We start from the raw sequence: 18,074 nt of genomic DNA on the forward strand, positions 1-18,074 counted from the left end.
ACCCCAATAAAAATTCGCACTAGTAAACGATAATTAAACGCAATTAATTGACCGCCCCCACGGATTGGGCTTCAATACATAAATAAAATACGACTTATTATCATTCAATATATTACAAGGGAGCCTCACCTCATGTCCCCAACTCGACTCGCCATGCCTACTAGCGTACTACTCGCGGGCATCGCCTTCACCGGCAATGCGCTCGCCGATGCCGTCAACATCTACTCCGCCCGTCACTACGACTCCGACCAAGCCCTCTACGAGGCTTTCACCGACAAAACCGGCATCGAAGTCAATGTGCTCGAAGGCGATTCGGATCAACTCATCGAACGCATCCGCCGCGAGGGTGCCGCCAGTCCTGCGGATGTCATGCTCACCGTCGACGCGGGGCGGCTCTGGCGCGCCGAACAAGCGGACATTTTCCAGCGCATCGACTCCGACGTACTCGACGAGCGCCTATCCGACGCCATGCGCCACCCGGAAGGCAAGTGGTTCGGCTTCAGCCAGCGCGTACGGGCGATCTTCTACGACCCCAACGACATCGATCCGGCTCATCTTCAGCGCTATGAAGATCTCGCCGATCCGCGCTTCGAAGGCGACGTCTGCATTCGCTCCTCGAACAATATCTATAACCAGTCACTGCTGGCATCGATGATCGCTCACCATGGCGAGGAAGAGGCTGAAGCCTGGGCTCAAGGCGTCGTCGATAACATGGCACGCGACCCCGAAGGCGGCGATACCGATCAGATTCGCGGCGTGGCCAGTGGCGAGTGCGATATCGCCGTCGCCAATCATTACTACTATGTGCGTCTGCTCGAATCCGACGACGCCGATGACCGCGCCGCCGCCGAGAGCGTCGAGATCCTGCTGCCCAACCAGGAAGGACGCGGGGCTCACGTCAATGTCGGCGGCGCCGGCGTAGTCGCGGACGCCCCCAATCGCGACAATGCCATCCGTTTTCTGGAATTCCTCGCTTCCGGCGACGCACAACGCCTGTTCGCTGCCGGCAACCATGAATTCCCCGCCGTCGAAGGCATCGAGCTCGACGACGTCCTGGCCTCATGGGGCGACTTCAAGAAAGACGACCTGAACATTAGCCAGCTCGGCGAACACAACCCCGACGCGATTCGTATCTTCGACCGTGTCGGATGGCGTTGAGGTCAACGCAACCTCAGTGGGCTTCATCCCAGTTGGCGCCAGCGTTGGCTTCGACGGTCAGTGGCACGTCGAGCTTGGCGGCGTCTTCCATGCGTTGACGGACGGCGTCGGTGAAGACGTCGACCTGGCTTTCCGCGACTTCGAAGACCAGTTCGTCGTGGACCTGCATCACCATCCAGGCGTCGAAGTCGCCGTCACGCAGCCAGCGGTCGACGTCGATCATCGCCAACTTGATGATATCGGCGGCGGTGCCCTGCATCGGAGCGTTGATGGCGGTGCGCTCGGCGGCCTGACGCCGGTTGCGGTTCTGGGCGTTGATCTCGGGCAGATAGAGGCGCCGCCCGAACACCGTCTCGACATAGCCGTCGTCGGCCGCCTGGGCACGGATGCGCTCCATGAAGCGCGCCACGCCGGGGTAACGGTCGAAGTAACGATCGATGTAGGTCTGCGCCTGATTGCGCTCGATATGCAACTGCCGCCCCAGCCCCCAGGCGCTCATGCCGTAGATCAGCCCGAAGTTGATGGCCTTGGCGCTGCGCCGTTGCTCGCCGCTGACGGCGTCTAGCGCCACGCCGAACACTTCCGACGCCGTGGCGGTGTGGATGTCGCGCCCTTCGGCGAAGGCCTCGAGCAACCCCTTGTCGCCGGACAGGTGGGCCATGATGCGCAGCTCGATCTGCGAATAGTCGGCGGCGACGATGCGATAGCCGGGACGCGCGATGAAGGCCTGGCGAATCTTGCGGCCTTCTTCGGTGCGGATGGGAATATTCTGCAAGTTGGGATCGGATGACGACAGTCGTCCGGTGGCCGTGACCGCCTGGTGATAACTGGTATGCAGCCGCCGCGTGGTGGGGTTGACCAGTTGCGGCAGCTTGTCAGTGTAGGTCGATTTCAGCTTGGCAAAGCCGCGATGCTCGATGATCACCTTGGGCAGCGGATAATCCAGCGCCAGTTCCTCGAGCACCGCCTCGGCGGTACTCGGCGCGCCCTTGGGCGTCTTCTTGATTACCGGGATCTTCAACTCGTCGAAGAGGATCTCGCCGAGTTGCTTGGGCGAGCCCAGATTGAACTCGCGCCCGGCCAGCTCATAGGCGCGGGTTTCGAGCTCGCGTAGCCGTTTGTCCAGGGCGCGACTCTGGGTATGCAGACGTTCGGCGTCCAGCGCCACGCCGTTGCGTTCCATGCGCGAGAGCACCGACACCAACGGCAGCTCGATCTCATTCAGCACCTTCGCCAGTTGACCTTCGCCGTCCACGCGGGGACGCAATTCACGATGCAGGCGCAGGGTGATGTCGACGTCCTCGCAGGCGTAGGGCGCGGCCTGCTCGAGTGCGACCTGGTCGAAGGTCAACTGCTTGGCGCCCTTGCCGGCGATCTCCTCGAAGGTGATGGTCTTCTCGCCGAGGTACTTCAGCGCCAGCGAGTCCATGTCGTGGCGCGTCGCCGTGGAATCGAGCACGTAAGACGCCAGCATGGTGTCCTCGAGCCGCCCCGCGACCTCGATGTCGTAACGCGCCAGCACGGAGATGTCGTACTTGAGGTTCTGACCGATCTTGGCCTTGGCGGCGTCTTCCCACAGCGGCTTGAGCGCGGCCAGCACCGTGTCGCGGTCGAGCTGCTCGGGGGCATCGATATAGCTGTGCGCCACCGGGATATAAGCGGCCTCGCCGGCCTCCAGCGCCAGGCCGATGCCGACGATATCGGCCTCCATGTAATTGAGGCTGGTGGTTTCCAGGTCGAAGCAGAAGATATCCGCCTGCGCCAGACGCTCGCGCCAGGCCTCGAAGGCCTGCTGCGTGACGATGACATGATCCTCGCGCGGTGCTGAGCTTGTGTCGGCCGCCGGTGCGTCATCTTCTTTCGCCGGTGCCCCCGTGGCCACATCATCGACGCCCTCGTCGCGTCCCTCGAGCAACTCGCCCAGCCAGTTCTTGAATTCCAGCTCGGTGTAGAGGGCCTTGAGCGCCTCGCGATCGGGATGCGCGATGTCGAGATCGTCGAGCCCCACCGGCAGCTCGCAGTCGGTCTTGATCGTCGCCAATTGGTAAGACAAAAAGGCCTGATCGCGATTGGCATCGAGCTTCTTGCCCAGCGTCTTGGCGCCGCGAAAGTCCAGCGTCTTGATACGCTCGAGATCGGCGTAGAGCGTCTCGAGTCCGCCCTGCATGCCTTGCAGCAAACCCAGCGCGGTCTTCTCGCCAACGCCCGGCACGCCGGGAATGTTGTCGACCTTATCGCCCATCAACGCCAGATAATCGATGATCAACGAGGGCGGGATGCCGAACTTGGCCTCGACGCCGGCCACGTCGAGCGTCTCACCCTTCATGGTGTTGACCAGCGTGATGTGCTGATTGACCAGTTGGGCCATGTCCTTGTCGCCGGTGGAGATCACCGCATCGCGCCCTGCCTCGGTGGCATGCCGCGCCAGGGTGCCGATCACGTCGTCGGCCTCGACGCCCTCGATGCACAACAGCGGTAAGCCCAGCGCGCGGATACAATCGTGCAACGGCTCGACCTGAGGACGCAGATCGTCGGGCATCGGCGGACGATGCGCCTTGTACTCGGCATAGATCTCGTCGCGGAAGGTCTTGCCCTTGGCGTCGAAGACCACCGCCATGGGGCTATCCGGATACTGTTGGAGCAGGCTCTTGAGCATGTTGAGCACGCCCTTCACCGCGCCGGTGGGATTACCCTTGGACGTGGTCAGCGGCGGCAAGGCGTGAAAAGCCCGATACAAGTACGACGAGCCGTCGACGAGAACGATGGGGGGCGTGTTGGCCATGGCATCAGCATCCATTGGAAATTCGCGATGCCGCCATGATACGCAAGGCATTGCGCAGCGTCAGGCGAAACACGCTTCACATGTGCCGAACGCGCATGATGTGGGATAATGACCTTTCATTACCTCATGGGCTCGAGGCGCAATACCATCGTATTTGCTCCACCAGCCGAGGAGACCGTCATGCAGCGTCTACCGATTGTTCTTGGTCTGGGGCTTGGCCTCATTATCGGCGCCAGCGCCTCGCTTGCCGTCGCGCAGCCCTCCCCCGACATCACCGTGCGCCAGGACGATAACCGCACCCTCAAGGAATACCGCGTCAACGGCGAGCTCTACGCCATCGAGATCGTCCCCCAGCAAGGCGCCAGTTACTTCCTGCTCGACGACGATGGCGACGGCAACTTCGAACGCCGCGATGCCAGACGTGTCGAGATGCCCGACTGGGTCACCGGCGACGAATGATGTTGCCTGCTTCACATCAACGACCTCGCGCATGACGGTAGGACTGCCCGCGACAAGCCGCTACAATGCGCGCTTGGCACCCCGGGCGAGAGACACATGGCCGTATTCACCCCTTTGAACGAGACCCAGGTCGCGGACTTTCTCGAACGCTTTGACGTGGGCACGTTGACCACACTGGAAGGCGTACCCAGTGGTACGGAGAATTCCACCTTCTTCGTCACCACCGACCAAGGCCGCTTCGTGCTTACCCTGTTCGAGCAGGGCGAAAGCGACGAGCTGCCCTTCTTCGTGGCGTTGCTCGACTATCTCGACGAACACCGGTTGCCTGTAGCGGGGCCCGTTCACGACCGCGAGGGGATCGCCCTGCAGGACCTCGCCGAGCGTCCGGCGCTACTGTTCCCGCGCCTTCCGGGTCGGCATCCCGAATCGCCGACGCTTGCCCAATGCGGTGTGCTCGGCGATGTCCTGGGACGCATGCACAAGGTCTCGCAGCGCTTCGAGGGGCAGCGCCCCAATCCCCGCGACCTGCATTGGCTGGCCATGGCCCAGCACAAGGTCATGAGCTACCTGTCCGAAGCCGATCAACGCCTGATGGCCGATGAGATCGACACCTATCAGATCGTCTTCGGCGATGCCTCGAACCTGCCCCAGGGGGCGATCCATGGCGACCTGTTCCGCGATAACACCCTCTTCGAAGGCGAGCGGCTAAGCGGCATCATCGACTTCTACAACGGCTGTACGGGCGATCTACTCTTCGACCTGGCGATCGTCGTCAACGACTGGACCAGCGACGCCAATGGCGATTTCGACGAAGCGCGCTACACGGCGCTCCTCGGCGCCTACCAGGCACGTCGCCCGCTGAACGAGACCGAGCAGGCGCTGTGGCCGGTGATGTTGCGCATGACGGCGCTACGCTACTGGCTCTCGCGGCTGCTGGTCATCTACGTCGATCCGCCCGCGCACGACCTCACACCCAAGGACCCCAGCCAGTACCGTCATCTACTCCTGACGCGCCTCGAACACGGCGCCCCGCCCTTGCCGCCCGCCAGCCCGCTCCCGTCAACAACGCTATAGGCCTTCTTAGCGCTGTAAGGGTTCTTTAAGAAACGCGGCCTAGCCTGGAGCCGTCATCGACGGCGGAGCACGACGCTCCGCCCTGGACGGAGTTCCCCATGCTCACCTTCACGCACGTCGTCACGGCCGTACGCCCCCGTCGTTTCGTCTCTGCCACCCAATATCGCTACCTGCGCTACGGCTGCGCGGCGCTGGCTCTGGCACTCACGGCCCTGGCCTGGCAATCTCAAGGCACGGTGCCCGCCCTGGTGCTCACCTTCGGTCTGGGCTGCGCGCTGCTGGGTGACATTCTGCAGCGCAAAGACATGCTGGCCGAGCGCCTGGATGCCGCATTCGTCGAGGCGCTGACGCATCTCGGCATGGCCAGTGCCGCCACCCTCGGAGTGCTGTTTCTTCTGCGCTGAGCACACCGGCGCCTCTTTGCAGCCCCGCATGCGAGCGGCATAATGCCACCCCGTTCGTTCACCGGGCCGCACCGGCCCGTCCAGGAGTGCGCCATGACCTCGCCCGCCGATCAGGCCCGTCGCACCTACAACATCGATCAGTGGGGCAGCGGCTACTTCGACGTCGACGACGCCGGCCATGCCGTCGTGCGCCCGCTGGGCGGCAACGTCGACGGCCCCGCCCTGCCGCTAAATGCCCTGGTCGACGAGTTGCGCCGCGCGGGTTTGCGTCTGCCGGTGCTGGTGCGCTTCACCGACATCCTCCACGACCGTGTCGAGCAGTTGTGCGCTGCCTTCGACACTGCCATGCAGGATGAAACCTACGCCGGCGGCTACACCGCCGTGTATCCCATCAAGGTCAATCAGCAGCGCCGCGTGGTGGAAGAAATGCTCGCCACTCAGGCGCGCGACCATGGGCGGATCGGCCTCGAGGCCGGCAGCAAGCCGGAACTACTGGCAGTGCTGGCGCTCTCGGGAGACGGCCCCTCGCTGATCGTCTGCAATGGCTATAAGGACCGCGAATACGTGCGCCTGGCGTTGATGGGCGAGAAGCTCGGCCATCGCGTCTACCTGGTGGTCGAGAAGCACTCCGAGCTCACGCTGATCCTCGAGGAAGCCGAACGCCTGCAGGTCGCGCCGCGCATTGGCCTGCGCGCGCGACTGGCCTCGGTGGGCAAGGGCAAATGGCAGGACAGCGGTGGCGAGAAGTCCAAGTTCGGGCTCACCGCCAGCCAGATCCTCGATGTGGTCGAGCGTCTGCGCGGCGGCGATGCCCTGGCCAGCCTGCAACTGGTGCATTTCCACCTCGGCTCGCAGATCGCCAACATCCGCGATATCCAGCGCGGCCTGCGCGAATGCGCCCGCGTCTACCAGAGCCTGCGCGCCCTGGGCGCCCCGGTGGATACCGTCGACGTCGGCGGCGGCCTGGGGATCGACTACGAAGGCACACGCTCGCGGAGTTTCTGCTCGATCAACTACTCGATGCACGAATATGCCAGCAACGTGGTGTGGGCCTTCCGTCAGGTCTGTGACGCCGAAGACATTCCGCATCCGCATCTGATTTCCGAATCGGGGCGCGCGCTGACCGCCCATCACGCAGTGCTGATCACCAACGTCATCGGCGAGGAGCGCTTGAGCGAGGAAGCGCCCACGCAACGCCTCGACGGCGATGCCGAGCTCGATGAGTTGTGGCGTGTGCATGCCAAGCTGGATAATACACAGGAACCGCGCGGCCTCGCCGAGGCCTATCACGATCTGGTGCAAGCCATCGGCGAGTTGCAGGACCGCTTCGTGCTGGGCCTGGCCAGCCTCGAGGCGCGCGCCGAGGGCGAGACGGTGTACTTCGCCGCATGCCGGCGCCTGAGCGCCCAGCTCGACCCGCGCAACCGCGCGCACCGCGAGATCGCCGACGAGCTCGCCGAAAAACTCGCCGACAAGCTGTTCGTCAACTTCTCGCTGTTCCAGTCGGTCCCCGATGTGTGGGGCATCGATCAGGTCTTCCCGGTGCTGCCACTCACCGGCCTCGACCGCCCGCCCACACGGCGCGGGGTGATTCAGGACATCACCTGCGACAGCGACGGGCGTATCGACTGCTACGTCGACGGCCAGGGCCTGGAAGCGACGCTCCCGCTGCCCGAATGGCAGGACGGCGAAGATAAGCTGCTGGGGCTGTTTCTGGTCGGCGCCTACCAGGAAATCCTCGGCGACCTGCACAACCTGTTCGGCGACACCGACGCCGTGGACGCCACGCTGGACGCTAACAACCAATGGCGGCTCAGCAATCACCAACAGGGCGATACCGTCGCCGACGTGCTGCGTTACGTGAACTTCGACGCCGACGAACTCAGCCAACACTTGTCGCGTCAGCTCCGGGACAGCGCGCTAAGCAAGGCCCAGCGTGACGACTTCATGCGCGATCTCGCCGCCGGCCTGGAAGGCTACACCTATCTCGAGTGACGCCGAATCTCTGAAGTGACGCCGAATCTACGTCACCGCGTCTGCGTAGACGCCTCCAGCCCGAACGAGCCCCACAGCGACAGCTCAGCATTGCGGGGTAACGGCCCGACCCCGGCCGGCGTGCCGGTGAGCACCACATCGCCGGGCTGCAGCGTGAAATGCCGTGACATCTCGGCCAGCAGCGCGGGAATGGCGAACAGCATGTCGCGCGTCTCCCCAGTCTGACGGCGCTCGCCGTCGATCTCCAGCGTGAAGCGTAACGCCGCCCAGTCGGGCACCTCATCCAGCGCCACGAACGGCGACAACGGGCAAGCGCCGTCGAAGGCCTTGGCGACTTCCCAAGGATGGCCCTTTTCCTTCAATTGCGCTTGCACGTCGCGCAACGTCAAGTCCAGCGCCAGGCCAAGCCCGGCGACGGCACGCTCGCCCTGCTCGGCGCTGGCGCCGCTCAGCCGTTTGCCGATGAGCAGTGCCAGCTCGGTTTCGAAGTGCACCTCGCCACGCGTGAATTGCTCGGCGATATCGCGCGCCATGGGCACTGCGCTGGTGGCGGGCTTGATGAACACCAGCGGCGCACTGGGCACCGGGTTGTCGAGTTCGCGGGCATGCGCAGCGTAATTGCGCCCCACGCAGACGATCTTGCCCAGCATATGGGGAAAGACACCGCCATCGGCCAGGCGGGTCACGAAGGGTTGGGCGGACATGCAGACTCCTCACAAACGATAAAGCGCCGCGACGCAAAGACCCGAGTCTAACGCGACCGTCGGCGCTTCACACGGTGCCGCGTTCGGCGGTGACGCTGGGCCGCTCGCCGAAACGTGCCTGGTAGGCGCGCGAGAAGTGGGCCAGATGCACGAAACCGCTGGTCAAGGCCGCCTCGGTGACCCGGCAGCGGCTGTCGGCGAGCAAGCGTCGGGCATAGTCGAGGCGCATCCCCACATAGCATTGTTTGGGCGTCTCGCCGAAATGCGCCATGAAAAGACGCGTCAACTGCCGCTGGGACTGGCCGATCAGGCGGCATATCTCGGGGATCGACAAGACCTGGTCGAGGTGGGTTTCCATCACCGCCAGCGCGCGCACCACGCTGCGCGGCAAATCTTCCAGGGTGCGCGCCGCGCCAGCTTTCCAGGCCTCTTCCTCGGAAACACGCTGGTGCACGAGTTGGCGCCCCACGGCGTTGGCCAGCGCCGGGCCGTAATCGTGCTCGACCCATTGCAGCATCATGTCGATGCCCGCCGCGCCGCCGGAACCGGTCAAGCGCTGCCCGGCGAATTCGAAGCGCGCCTCACTAACGCTGATATGCGGAAACTCCGCGCGGAAGGCCGGCACGCTTTCCCAATGCAGCGCCACACGATGCTGGTCGAGCAAGCCCGCCCGAGCGAGGATGAAAGGCCCGGTATCGAGTCCGCCGACACGCCCACCATGCGCCGCGACGTGGCGCAGCACCGCGCGTTCGGCGCCGGTCACGCTGACTTCCGCCTCGTACGAGGAAATCACCATCAACAAATCGCCGAGGGCGTGTTCCGCCAGGACACCCTCGACCTCGATACGCACGCCGTTGCTGGCCACCACAGGGTCGCCATCCGCCGAGAGCAGCCGCCAGGCAAACAGCTCGCGACCGAAGCGGTTGGCCACACGCAACGGCTCGAGCAGGCAAAAAAGCGTCAGCATCGAGAAATTGGGCACCAGCCAGACATTCACGGTATGCGCCGCGTCGCCGGGCCTGGGAACCGGGGGCTGCTCGGGACGGGGGTAGGGCCAATCGGTTCGGGGATTTTCGCTCATGGCCAGAATCGTCTATTAAATGGCGAATTAGTGCAAATTCCGTTCGATCAATCCGCCTAGGGTAGGGAAACGCCTTGGCTCACACGCCGGGGTACTCGACCCCATGCCAGCAGTGGAGAGCATCGTTCATGTCCATTTCCGCCGACGTCGAACTCCAGGACGAAGGGCGCCGTCTGATCCTGCACGCCGCCGGTCAACGGCGTGAATTCGCCGCCCTCTGGCTGCGTGAGCGAGCGCCGGATGCGACCACGCTCGACACCCGCACCGGACAGCGCTTGATCAAGGCCGCCCAACTGCCCTTGACCTTGCATGTCGAGTCGGCACGCGGCGACGCGCAGACCTTGCACGTGCGCTTCAGCGATGGCCACGTCACCGCCTACGCGCTGGACGATCTGCTCGCCGCTGCCGCGCCCGACAATGCCGACGTTGCGCCCAGGCTCAGCTTATGGGACGCCGATCTTGAGACGCTGCCCCAGGCGAGCTTCAACGCAGCGCTCGAGGACGACGACGCCCTGCTGGCGATGCTCGAGGCCTTGCACCGTTACGGCTTCGTCAAGGTCAGCGACGTGCCGTGCGAGGAAGATGGCATGCAGCCATTGATCGACCGCATCGGCCCGCTGCGTCGCACCAACTGGGGCGGCATTGCCGACGTCAAATCGGTGGCCAACGCTTACGATCTGACCATGACGCAACGCGGGCTCGAGCCGCATACCGACAACCCCTATCGCGACCCGATTCCCGGCTACATCTGGCTGCACTGCCTGAGCAATGCCGCCACCGGGGGCGACAGCACGCTCACCGATGGTTTCATGGCGGCGCAGCGCCTCAAGGCCGAAGCGCCCGAGGAATTCGACTGCCTGACGCGCCTCTCGACACAGTTTCGCTATACCGACGCCACCACCGATCTGGCGAGCGAGGGTCCGCTGATCGAACTCGACAGCCAAGGACGACTGGCGCGCGTGCGCTACTCCAACCGCACCGAGCGTATCGCCGCCCACGACGCGGCCTTGCTGGAGCGTTACTACGCCGCGCGGCAACGCTTCTATCGCTTGATCACCGATGAGGCGTTGACCGTGTATCTCAAGCTCGGTCCCGGCGACATGCTGATCATGGACAATTACCGGCTGCTGCACGGGCGCACCGCTTACCAGCTCGAAGGCGGCGTGCGCCATCTGCGCCAGGGCTATGTCGACCGCGACAGCACCGCCAGTCGGCGCCGCGTACTCGCCGCCCAGCACGCCGGCAGCGCCAATGATGCCGCACCGCGATCCGCCCAAGGAGCCAACGCATGAACCAGGCGACGTTTACCCGCTTCGACGAGAGCACCCGCGACGACTGGGCGCTGATCGACGCGCATTTCCAGCGTTACCAGAACGATGCCAGCCGCCGCGTGCTCGAGCATCTCCTACGCCTCAAGGGCGATACCCACGGCTACCCCGTCGACCGTTACGAACACTGCCTGCAGACCGCGACCCGCGCACTCGCAGCCGGTGCCGACGAAGAAACCGTGGTCTGCGCCCTGCTTCACGACATCGGCGATGACCTGGCACCCGCCAATCACGCGGAAATCGCCGCGGCGATCCTCGAGCCCTTCATCGACCCGCTCAACGTGTGGATGATCCGTCATCACGAGCTGTTTCAGGGCTACCACTACCGCACCTTCTACGGCCTCGATCCGCACGCCCGCGAGGCCTATCGCGAGCACCCCGCCTACGCGCGCACCGTGCGCTTCTGCGATGAGTGGGATCAGTGCTCATTCGACCCCGACTATCCCACTCGCCCCCTCGAGGACTTCATCCCCATGGTCGAGCGTGTCATGTCGCGGCCGCCCTTCGGCGAGACAACCAGCGTCGAGGATACGCCATGAGCAATTGCGCCCAACGTTTGCTCGACCTGCTCGTCGCCCATGGTATCGATACCGTCTTCGGCATCCCCGGCGTGCATACCGTCGAGCTGTATCGCGGCTTGCCCAACAGCGGCCTCAAGCACGTCACCCCGCGCCACGAACAGGGCGCCGGCTTCATGGCCGACGGCTACGCCCGAGCGACCGGCAAACCGGCCGCCTGCTTCATCATCAGCGGGCCGGGCATGACCAATATCGCCACCGCCATGGGTCAGGCGCTGGCCGATTCGGTGCCGATGCTGGTGATCTCCAGCGTCAATCGCCGCGATACCCTGGGACGCGGTCAAGGACGCCTCCACGAGCTGCCCGACCAGCAACGCACCCTGGCCGGCGTCAGCGTGTTCAGCCATACCCTGCACACGCCCGAGGCACTGCCCGAGGTGCTGGCCCGCGCATTCGCCATCTTCAAGAGCGCCCGCCCCGGCCCCGTGCACATCGAGATTCCACTGGACGTGATGCCGCAGGCTTGCCCGGCGCTCGTGCCCAAGACCACCGAAGTGTTCCCGCCGGCGGCGCCGGATGCCGCACTGGCCTGGACCGCCGATTGGCTGGCCGACGCCAAACACCCATTGCTGCTGCTGGGAGGCGGCTGCGCCGACGCCAGCGACGCGGTACGCGCCCTCGTCGAACGCCTCGACGCCCCCGCCATGACCACAATCAACGCCAAGGGTGTGCTGGGATGCGAGCATCCGCTGGATCTCGGTGCCTGCGCGAGCCTGCCCGCCGGACGCGAACTCGCGCACCACGCCGACGTGGTGCTGGCGCTGGGCACGGAACTCGGTGAGACGGACTACGACCTGACCTTCGACGGCGGCTTCCACCTCGACGGACGGCTGATCCGCGTGGACATCGACGCCCAGCAACTGGCGCGCAACCAGGCCGCCGATCTCGCCCTGCTCGCCGATGTCGGCGAAGTCGCCCAGGGGCTGCTCGCACGCTTACCGACGCAAGCCTCGCACGCCGGCGCCGCGCGTGTCGCACACACCAGGACGGCACTCGCACTGCATGATGCCGAGGACGTCGCGCCCTACGCCGGCTTTCTCGACACGCTGCGCGAGGCACTGCCCGACGCCACCATCGTCGGTGACTCCACGGGACCGGTCTACGCCGGCAACTTCATCGCCGAGATGCCTGCGCCACGCCGCTGGTTCAACTCTGCCACCGGCTACGGCACGCTGGGCTACGGCCTGCCCGCCGCGCTGGGCGCCGCACTGGGCGTGCCCGAACGGCCGGTGATCGCCCTGGTCGGCGACGGCGGGCTAATGTTCACCCTCGGTGAACTCGCCACCGCCCGCACATGCCGCGTGCCCCTGGCGGTGGTGATCTGGAACAACGCCGGCTACGGCGAGATTCGCCGCTACATGGACGCCCAGGACGTGCCACGCCTCGGCGTCGACCTGCCCGCACCGGACTTCGTGACGTTGACCAAGTCGCTCGACTGTTACGGCGTGCGCGTGTCGACGGGGGTTGCGCTGCACCAGGCGTTAAGCGCCTCGCGTCAGGCACCGGGACCAACCCTGATCGAGGTCGAGGCGCACCGATGGTCCGCTTGAATTCATCGTACTCACCAGGAGAGCTCATGCGACGCACCACCACGCGGCTGATGGCCGCCCTTGCCCTGCTGCCCCTGGCAGCTCACGCCCATGCCACCGACGAGGCCACCCAGGTCTCCTTCGTCGCTCCGCCGTGGCCCGGCGTCACGGTCAAGACCGAGATCATGGCGCAGATCCTCGCTCCACTGGGCTATACCAACGAGCGCCAGGAGCTCAGCAGCACGGTGGGCTACAAGACCTTGCAAACCGGCGACAGCGACGTCTTCCTCGCCGGCTGGCTCCCCGCCCAGCAAGATAGCTACGACGCCGCGATGGACGACGGCAGCATCGTCGACCTGGGCAACAACGTCACCGGCGCGCGCATGGGCTTCGCGGTGCCCGGCTACGTCTATGAGGCCGGCGTGACCAGCGCCGAGCAGCTCGACGACCCCGAGAATCGCGAACGTTTCGAGGGCCGCTACTACTCCATCGAGAGCGGCTCGACGGTCAGCGACTTCATTCACGACGCCAAACGCAACGACACCTACGGCCTGGGCGACTGGGAACTGCTGGAGTCCTCGACACCGGGGATGCTCAGCGCGGTACGCAGCGCCTACGACGAGAAGCGCTGGATCGCCTTCTACGGCTGGACGCCGCACTGGATGGTGCCGGAATTCGACATGCATATCCTCGACGATCCCGAAGGCATCTATGGCGACAACCAGGGCCGTAGCGACGTGCGCACCATCGTCGCCAAGTCCTTCAGCGAGGCCAACCCCAACCTCATGCGCCTGCTCGATCAATTCGTGCTCAGCGCCGAGCAACAAAGCGATTTCATCCGCGAATACGGCCTGAAAGAGCGCAAGCTCGAGGCGGTGGCCCACGCGTGGTTGCAAAATCATCCCGATGAACTGGCCGAATTCCTCGACGGCGTAACTACGCGTGACGGTGAGCCCGGCCTGGCGGCGGTGGAGGACAGCCTATGAGCGATCGCGCTGTAGACCTGCGTGTCCGTCGCGACCTCGCCGCAGCGTATCGGCTGATCGCCCACTATGGCATGGACGACGGCATCTATACCCACATCTCCGCGCGAGTGCCTGGTGAGAGCGAGCACTTCCTGCTCAACCCTTACGGGCTACGCTTCGACGAGATCACCGCCGATAACCTGGTGACCGTAGACGCCGAAGGTGCGGTGATCGACGATCCGCTCGGCCACGGGGTCAACGCTGCCGGCTTCATCATTCACAGCGCCATCCACGCCGCTCGCGCCGATGTCAGCTGTGTATTGCATACTCACACAGTGGCCGGCGTCGCAGTAACCTGTCAGGAACGGGGCCTGCTGCCGCTCAATCAGTGGGCCCTGCAATTTCACCGCCGGCTCGCCTACCACGACTACGAGGGCATCTCGCTGGACCGCGCCGAGCGCCAGCGGCTGGTCGCCGATCTCGGCGAATGCCCGGCGATGGTCCTGCGCAACCACGGTCTGTTGACCTGCGGCCGCAATGTCGGCGAAGCCTTCCTACGCATGCGCGACCTGGAGCGCAGCTGCCAGGCGCAGCTCGCAGCTCAGGCCAGTGGCGCGGTGCTGCGCGAGCTCGACCCGGCACTGTGCGACCACGTTGCCGACCAGTACGCACGCTGGGCAGAGCGCGATACCGCCGACGGCGACGACCCCGCTTGGCTGGCCGAGCTACGCCGCCTCGATGCGAGATCCTGAGGAACCGGTATGCACTATGCTCGGGCTGCGGACGCTCCCCCACAGGGCGCGTCATGCGAGGTATAGTAGGCCCATGAAATCAATACCAGGCCCCGCCAGGGCAGGTATCAACGACGACCCTGGCAGGGCATGGCAACACAGTCATGGGTGAGCGTATTGAGCATGCAACACTTGGATTTGCAGGTCATCGAGCGAGCGCTCGACTGGGCCCGCGACAGTGAAACGGTGTGGTTGTGCACGGTGCTGGCGACGTTCGGCTCGTCGCCCCGTGAGCCCGGTTCATTGTTCGTCGCGCGCTCTGATGGCCGCCATGAGGGCTCCTTGTCGGGCGGCTGTATCGAGGAGGACTTTCTCGAACGCCTGACACAGGGCGCCTTCGAGTCGCCGATCACCACGTTGCGCTACGGCGACGGGCACGCCGAGGGACCGACGGTCTCCCTGCCCTGCGACGGCATTCTCGATGTCATGATCGAGCGCCTGCCACCAACCCCCGAGCACCTCGCCCATCTCGACGCCTTGTACGACATTCTGCGTGGGCAGCGCCCGGCCATTCGCCAGGTCGATCTCGCCACCGGATTCGCGACTTTTGCCGATGACGACAGTGAAGGCCCTCGGGTAACGCTTGATGAACACCAAGCCCGGATGCGCCTGGGGCCGGTGGCGCGCTTGATCGTGGCCGGCCTCTCGCCGGTCTCGATCGCTTGCGCCGAGTTCGCGCGCTCGCTGGGCTTCGAGGTCATCGTCTGCGACCCGCGTGAGGACGCCTGGCGGGATGTCGCGATTCCGGGCGTCCAGACGCAGGTCACGCTGCCGTCCTCGTTCATTGCCTCGGGGGGAAGTCATGCGGCGACGGCCGTGGTCGCCCTCACCCACGACCCGCGCCTCGACGATCTGACGATGATCGAGGCCGTGCGTACGTCGGCGTTTTATATCGGCGTCATGGGCTCGCGGCGCACCTCCACGGCACGCGCCGAACGCTTGCAGCGCGTCGGTGGGCTCAGTGAGAGGGATATCGAGCGCTTGCATATGCCCATCGGCCTGGCACTGGGGAGCAAGACGCCCGCCGAGATCGCACTGGCGGTGATGGCCGATATCGTGCGCGTGCGGCGCGGCAAGGCACGCGATGCACTCTGAACGGGTGGTCGCCGTGATCATGGCCGCCGGCGAGTCGCGGCGGTACGGCGATGCGGATAAACGCCGCGCGAGCGGACCCTGGGAGGGCACGCTACTGGGCGCCTCGCAGGCCAAGGCGCGCGAAGCGTTTGCATGCCATCGCGTGGTGATGCGTGCCGGGGACGATCCCGCGTGCCTGGGACTTGCCGAGAACACGCCGCTGATTCGCGCGACACGCGCCGAGCACGGCCTGGGCGCCAGCCTGGCCGAGGCCTTCACGGTGCTCGAAAGCGACCCAGCGCTCGCCGACGTTCAGGCGGCGGCGATCCTGCTCGGCGACATGCCCGCCATCCGGCGCGACACCCTGCTTCATCTACAGCGTCTCGCCGATGCCGAACACATCTTGCGACCCTGCCACGCCGGTCGTCCCGGCCACCCGGTGCTGTTCGGACGCGCGTTCTGGCCGGCGCTCACACGCCTGGACGGCGACACCGGAGCGCGGCGGCTTATCCGCCAGCACCCCGAGCGCTACCAAGAAGTCGAGGTTGATGACCCCGGCATCCTGCTGGATATCGACACGCCCGCAGACCTGCAGTTCGAGATTCGCAACACTGACGCTCAAGCGCCGTATTGACCCAAAAAGAAGTGTCTTGCTGTCCAATTTTTACAGGCGTACATTATTAATAGACATCGCAGATTATTGGACAACCATGGCAACTTCTTTGGAGTGGGAGATCGCAGAGGCAGCCATTGCCGCCTTCCAGCGCGAAACAGGGCTAAGCGCCTCACTCAGCGCCGTTCTAAACGGCCCACAAGAAGAGGGTCTCAATGTCGAACTGGGTGGCCAGCACTTCCCCGGCGAGGTAAAGCGCTGGGCGGCTCACCTGATACCGGCGCTTTCATACCACTTGGCTGGCAACCCTGGTCGCCTCCTGATCGCCGACTACCTCAACGCCAGCGCCGCCAAGAAGCTGCAAACCCAAGGCATCCAATTCATCGATACGGCTGGCAATGCCTTCATTGACCGGCCTGACTTTAAGATTTTGATTCGAGGTAACAGTCGCTCAGCGATATTCGCAAGGGAGGAGGAGCCGCACGCAGCCCAGCGAGCCTTTCAGCGCCAAGGCCTCATCGTTGTCTACCATCTGCTGCTCGTCCCCGACCTGGTGAACGCCTCGGTGCGCGCAATCGCCGAACGAACGGGCGTTTCTCATGGCACCGTTGCCAACGTCCTCAAGGCACTCGAAGCCGGGGGCTTAGTGGCGTCGATGAGTCGTAGCGGACGCAAAGTCATCGAACCAAGAAAGCTCATGGAGCGCTGGGTCGTCGGCTACTGCGAAAAACTCGCCCCCAAGCTACTGATCGGCGAGTTCTACGGCGAGACCACTGATTGGTGTGGAGAGCGCGACATAGATCGTTTCGCCGCGGCGTGGGGTGGAGAAATTGCCGGCGCCTTTTTCAGTGGTCACTTGACGCCGCAAGTGGCCACACTCTTCCTGCCCAGAGAAAATCTACCCCAGCTGATGCAACAATATCGGTTGAGGAAGCCCCCAGCAGGTGTCGAAGCCAATGTTCGAATCATGGAACGCTTTTGGAGGGCAGACGATGAAGAGCCCGCCATGGCCCACCCTTTGCTCGCCTATGCGGATCTGATCCGCAGTGGCGATCCCCGCAATGCCGAAATCGCAAGGATTCTGGATGAACGCTATCTCGCTGACCATTTCAGCGCCTATTGATGAGGTGGCTCATACCGCACTGAACGATTTCAGTGCTCTGGCCAAGCAGTTCGGCATCGATTACGTCTTGATCGGCGCCAAGGCTCGGGAGCTCATCCTTCATCACCACTACGGGGCACCAGTACTCGAAGAAAATGGTTACGACACCACCCTTACCGCCATACAGCTACTCGGTGAGCGGGCTCGCCTGATTGCCGCGCCCGGTACACTCGCACACGTCTCGACGTTGCTGAACGACGGCCTAGCCAACCTCGCTCTCGAAGACTTGGCGACCGACATGAGCCGTGGCATCCCCGAAAGCGTCGACGAGTGCCTACACTGGCTAGCCATGTTCAAACGTGGGCTCGAGGGCGGTCGCATTAGTCTCTAGACTACTTGGCCCCCGAGCCCACCTCGCATTAACTGCGTCCAGCAAT

General features: G+C 64.5%; 17 protein-coding genes. 14 read left to right on the forward strand and 3 right to left on the reverse strand.

Features of this window, described 5'->3' with window-relative positions; all coding sequences use genetic code 11:
• Positions 1–132 precede the first annotated feature (132 nt).
• Positions 133–1,158 carry a Fe(3+) ABC transporter substrate-binding protein gene (locus L1073_RS09885; RefSeq protein WP_246898880.1) on the forward strand — a complete coding sequence of 342 codons (1,026 nt, stop codon included), beginning with the start codon at positions 133–135 and terminating at the stop codon, positions 1,156–1,158.
• Between the two features lie 13 nt (positions 1,159–1,171).
• Here the strand turns inward: L1073_RS09885 and polA are convergent, their stop codons facing one another.
• On the reverse strand, positions 1,172–3,940 hold the full coding sequence (gene polA / locus L1073_RS09890; protein WP_246898882.1) for a DNA polymerase I: 2,769 nt from the start codon (positions 3,938–3,940) through the stop codon (positions 1,172–1,174).
• A 180-nt stretch (positions 3,941–4,120) separates the two neighbouring features.
• On the opposite strand from polA, the gene L1073_RS09895 reads away from it, so the two are divergent.
• The 4 genes from L1073_RS09895 to speA all read left to right on the forward strand — a co-directional run bounded on the left by L1073_RS09895 (position 4,121) and on the right by speA (position 7,872).
• A complete protein-coding gene (locus L1073_RS09895) occupies positions 4,121–4,399 on the forward strand; it encodes a DUF2782 domain-containing protein (protein ID WP_246898883.1) in 279 nt (92 codons plus the stop codon).
• 96 nt (positions 4,400–4,495) lie between these two features.
• Positions 4,496–5,473: a homoserine kinase gene (locus tag L1073_RS09900; RefSeq protein WP_246898885.1), complete on the forward strand. Its 978-nt coding sequence runs from the start codon at positions 4,496–4,498 to the stop codon at positions 5,471–5,473.
• Positions 5,474–5,571: 98 nt separating this feature from the next.
• Complete coding sequence (locus L1073_RS09905) at positions 5,572–5,877, forward strand: hypothetical protein (protein WP_246898887.1); 306 nt, start codon at positions 5,572–5,574, stop codon at positions 5,875–5,877.
• 93 nt (positions 5,878–5,970) lie between these two features.
• The gene (speA, locus tag L1073_RS09910) at positions 5,971–7,872 is read left to right on the forward strand and encodes a biosynthetic arginine decarboxylase (protein ID WP_246898889.1); all 1,902 of its coding nucleotides are present in this window, start codon (positions 5,971–5,973) and stop codon (positions 7,870–7,872) included.
• 32 nt (positions 7,873–7,904) lie between these two features.
• Here the strand turns inward: speA and L1073_RS09915 are convergent, their stop codons facing one another.
• Positions 7,905–8,576, reverse strand: coding sequence for a fumarylacetoacetate hydrolase family protein (locus L1073_RS09915; protein WP_246898891.1), 672 nt, complete (start codon positions 8,574–8,576; stop codon positions 7,905–7,907).
• A 67-nt stretch (positions 8,577–8,643) separates the two neighbouring features.
• Entirely contained in the window at positions 8,644–9,657 is a 1,014-nt protein-coding gene (locus tag L1073_RS09920; RefSeq protein ID WP_246898893.1) for a GlxA family transcriptional regulator, read from the reverse strand.
• Positions 9,658–9,785: 128 nt separating this feature from the next.
• On the opposite strand from L1073_RS09920, the gene tmpA reads away from it, so the two are divergent.
• From tmpA to L1073_RS09965, 9 genes are all read left to right on the forward strand, one after another.
• A complete protein-coding gene (gene tmpA, locus L1073_RS09925; protein WP_246898895.1) occupies positions 9,786–10,949 on the forward strand; it encodes a 2-trimethylaminoethylphosphonate dioxygenase in 1,164 nt (387 codons plus the stop codon).
• Positions 10,946–11,524, forward strand: coding sequence for an HD domain-containing protein (locus L1073_RS09930; RefSeq protein ID WP_246898897.1), 579 nt, complete (start codon positions 10,946–10,948; stop codon positions 11,522–11,524). Before tmpA ends, L1073_RS09930 begins: the two co-directional genes overlap by 4 nt.
• Positions 11,521–13,113: a 5-guanidino-2-oxopentanoate decarboxylase gene (locus tag L1073_RS09935; RefSeq protein ID WP_246898899.1), complete on the forward strand. Its 1,593-nt coding sequence runs from the start codon at positions 11,521–11,523 to the stop codon at positions 13,111–13,113. The genes L1073_RS09930 and L1073_RS09935 overlap by 4 nt, the downstream gene beginning before the upstream one ends.
• Positions 13,114–13,139: 26 nt before the next feature.
• Positions 13,140–14,078 carry an ABC transporter substrate-binding protein gene (locus tag L1073_RS09940; protein WP_246898900.1) on the forward strand — a complete coding sequence of 313 codons (939 nt, stop codon included), beginning with the start codon at positions 13,140–13,142 and terminating at the stop codon, positions 14,076–14,078.
• Positions 14,075–14,809 (forward strand): class II aldolase/adducin family protein, encoded by a 735-nt coding sequence (locus L1073_RS09945; protein WP_246898902.1) that lies wholly within the window; start codon positions 14,075–14,077, stop codon positions 14,807–14,809. The genes L1073_RS09940 and L1073_RS09945 overlap by 4 nt, the downstream gene beginning before the upstream one ends.
• 162 nt (positions 14,810–14,971) lie before the next feature.
• Positions 14,972–15,943 carry an XdhC family protein gene (locus L1073_RS09950; protein ID WP_246898903.1) on the forward strand — a complete coding sequence of 324 codons (972 nt, stop codon included), beginning with the start codon at positions 14,972–14,974 and terminating at the stop codon, positions 15,941–15,943.
• Positions 15,933–16,556: a nucleotidyltransferase family protein gene (locus L1073_RS09955; protein ID WP_246898905.1), complete on the forward strand. Its 624-nt coding sequence runs from the start codon at positions 15,933–15,935 to the stop codon at positions 16,554–16,556. Before L1073_RS09950 ends, L1073_RS09955 begins: the two co-directional genes overlap by 11 nt.
• Before the next feature lie 16 nt (positions 16,557–16,572).
• Positions 16,573–17,658: a type IV toxin-antitoxin system AbiEi family antitoxin gene (locus L1073_RS09960; RefSeq protein ID WP_246898906.1), complete on the forward strand. Its 1,086-nt coding sequence runs from the start codon at positions 16,573–16,575 to the stop codon at positions 17,656–17,658.
• Entirely contained in the window at positions 17,621–18,028 is a 408-nt protein-coding gene (locus L1073_RS09965) for a hypothetical protein (RefSeq protein ID WP_246898908.1), read from the forward strand. The genes L1073_RS09960 and L1073_RS09965 overlap by 38 nt, the downstream gene beginning before the upstream one ends.
• The last annotated feature ends 46 nt before the right edge of the window (positions 18,029–18,074 follow it).

The organism is Chromohalobacter nigrandesensis, from assembly GCF_023061285.1.
GTDB lineage: Bacteria > Pseudomonadota > Gammaproteobacteria > Pseudomonadales > Halomonadaceae > Chromohalobacter > Chromohalobacter nigrandesensis.

Bases quoted from the DNA above. Each gene is read 5' to 3' on its own strand.
- L1073_RS09885 (WP_246898880.1), top strand. From the start codon at position 133: ATGTCCCCAACTCGACTCGCCATGCCTACTAGCGTACTACTCGCGGGC.
- polA (WP_246898882.1), bottom strand. From the start codon at position 3,940: ATGGCCAACACGCCCCCCATCGTTCTCGTCGACGGCTCGTCGTACTTG.
- L1073_RS09895 (WP_246898883.1), top strand. From the start codon at position 4,121: ATGCAGCGTCTACCGATTGTTCTTGGTCTGGGGCTTGGCCTCATTATC.
- L1073_RS09900 (WP_246898885.1), top strand. From the start codon at position 4,496: ATGGCCGTATTCACCCCTTTGAACGAGACCCAGGTCGCGGACTTTCTC.
- L1073_RS09905 (WP_246898887.1), top strand. From the start codon at position 5,572: ATGCTCACCTTCACGCACGTCGTCACGGCCGTACGCCCCCGTCGTTTC.
- speA (WP_246898889.1), top strand. From the start codon at position 5,971: ATGACCTCGCCCGCCGATCAGGCCCGTCGCACCTACAACATCGATCAG.
- L1073_RS09915 (WP_246898891.1), bottom strand. From the start codon at position 8,576: ATGTCCGCCCAACCCTTCGTGACCCGCCTGGCCGATGGCGGTGTCTTT.
- L1073_RS09920 (WP_246898893.1), bottom strand. From the start codon at position 9,657: ATGAGCGAAAATCCCCGAACCGATTGGCCCTACCCCCGTCCCGAGCAG.
- tmpA (WP_246898895.1), top strand. From the start codon at position 9,786: ATGTCCATTTCCGCCGACGTCGAACTCCAGGACGAAGGGCGCCGTCTG.
- L1073_RS09930 (WP_246898897.1), top strand. From the start codon at position 10,946: ATGAACCAGGCGACGTTTACCCGCTTCGACGAGAGCACCCGCGACGAC.
- L1073_RS09935 (WP_246898899.1), top strand. From the start codon at position 11,521: ATGAGCAATTGCGCCCAACGTTTGCTCGACCTGCTCGTCGCCCATGGT.
- L1073_RS09940 (WP_246898900.1), top strand. From the start codon at position 13,140: ATGCGACGCACCACCACGCGGCTGATGGCCGCCCTTGCCCTGCTGCCC.
- L1073_RS09945 (WP_246898902.1), top strand. From the start codon at position 14,075: ATGAGCGATCGCGCTGTAGACCTGCGTGTCCGTCGCGACCTCGCCGCA.
- L1073_RS09950 (WP_246898903.1), top strand. From the start codon at position 14,972: ATGCAACACTTGGATTTGCAGGTCATCGAGCGAGCGCTCGACTGGGCC.
- L1073_RS09955 (WP_246898905.1), top strand. From the start codon at position 15,933: ATGCACTCTGAACGGGTGGTCGCCGTGATCATGGCCGCCGGCGAGTCG.
- L1073_RS09965 (WP_246898908.1), top strand. From the start codon at position 17,621: ATGAACGCTATCTCGCTGACCATTTCAGCGCCTATTGATGAGGTGGCT.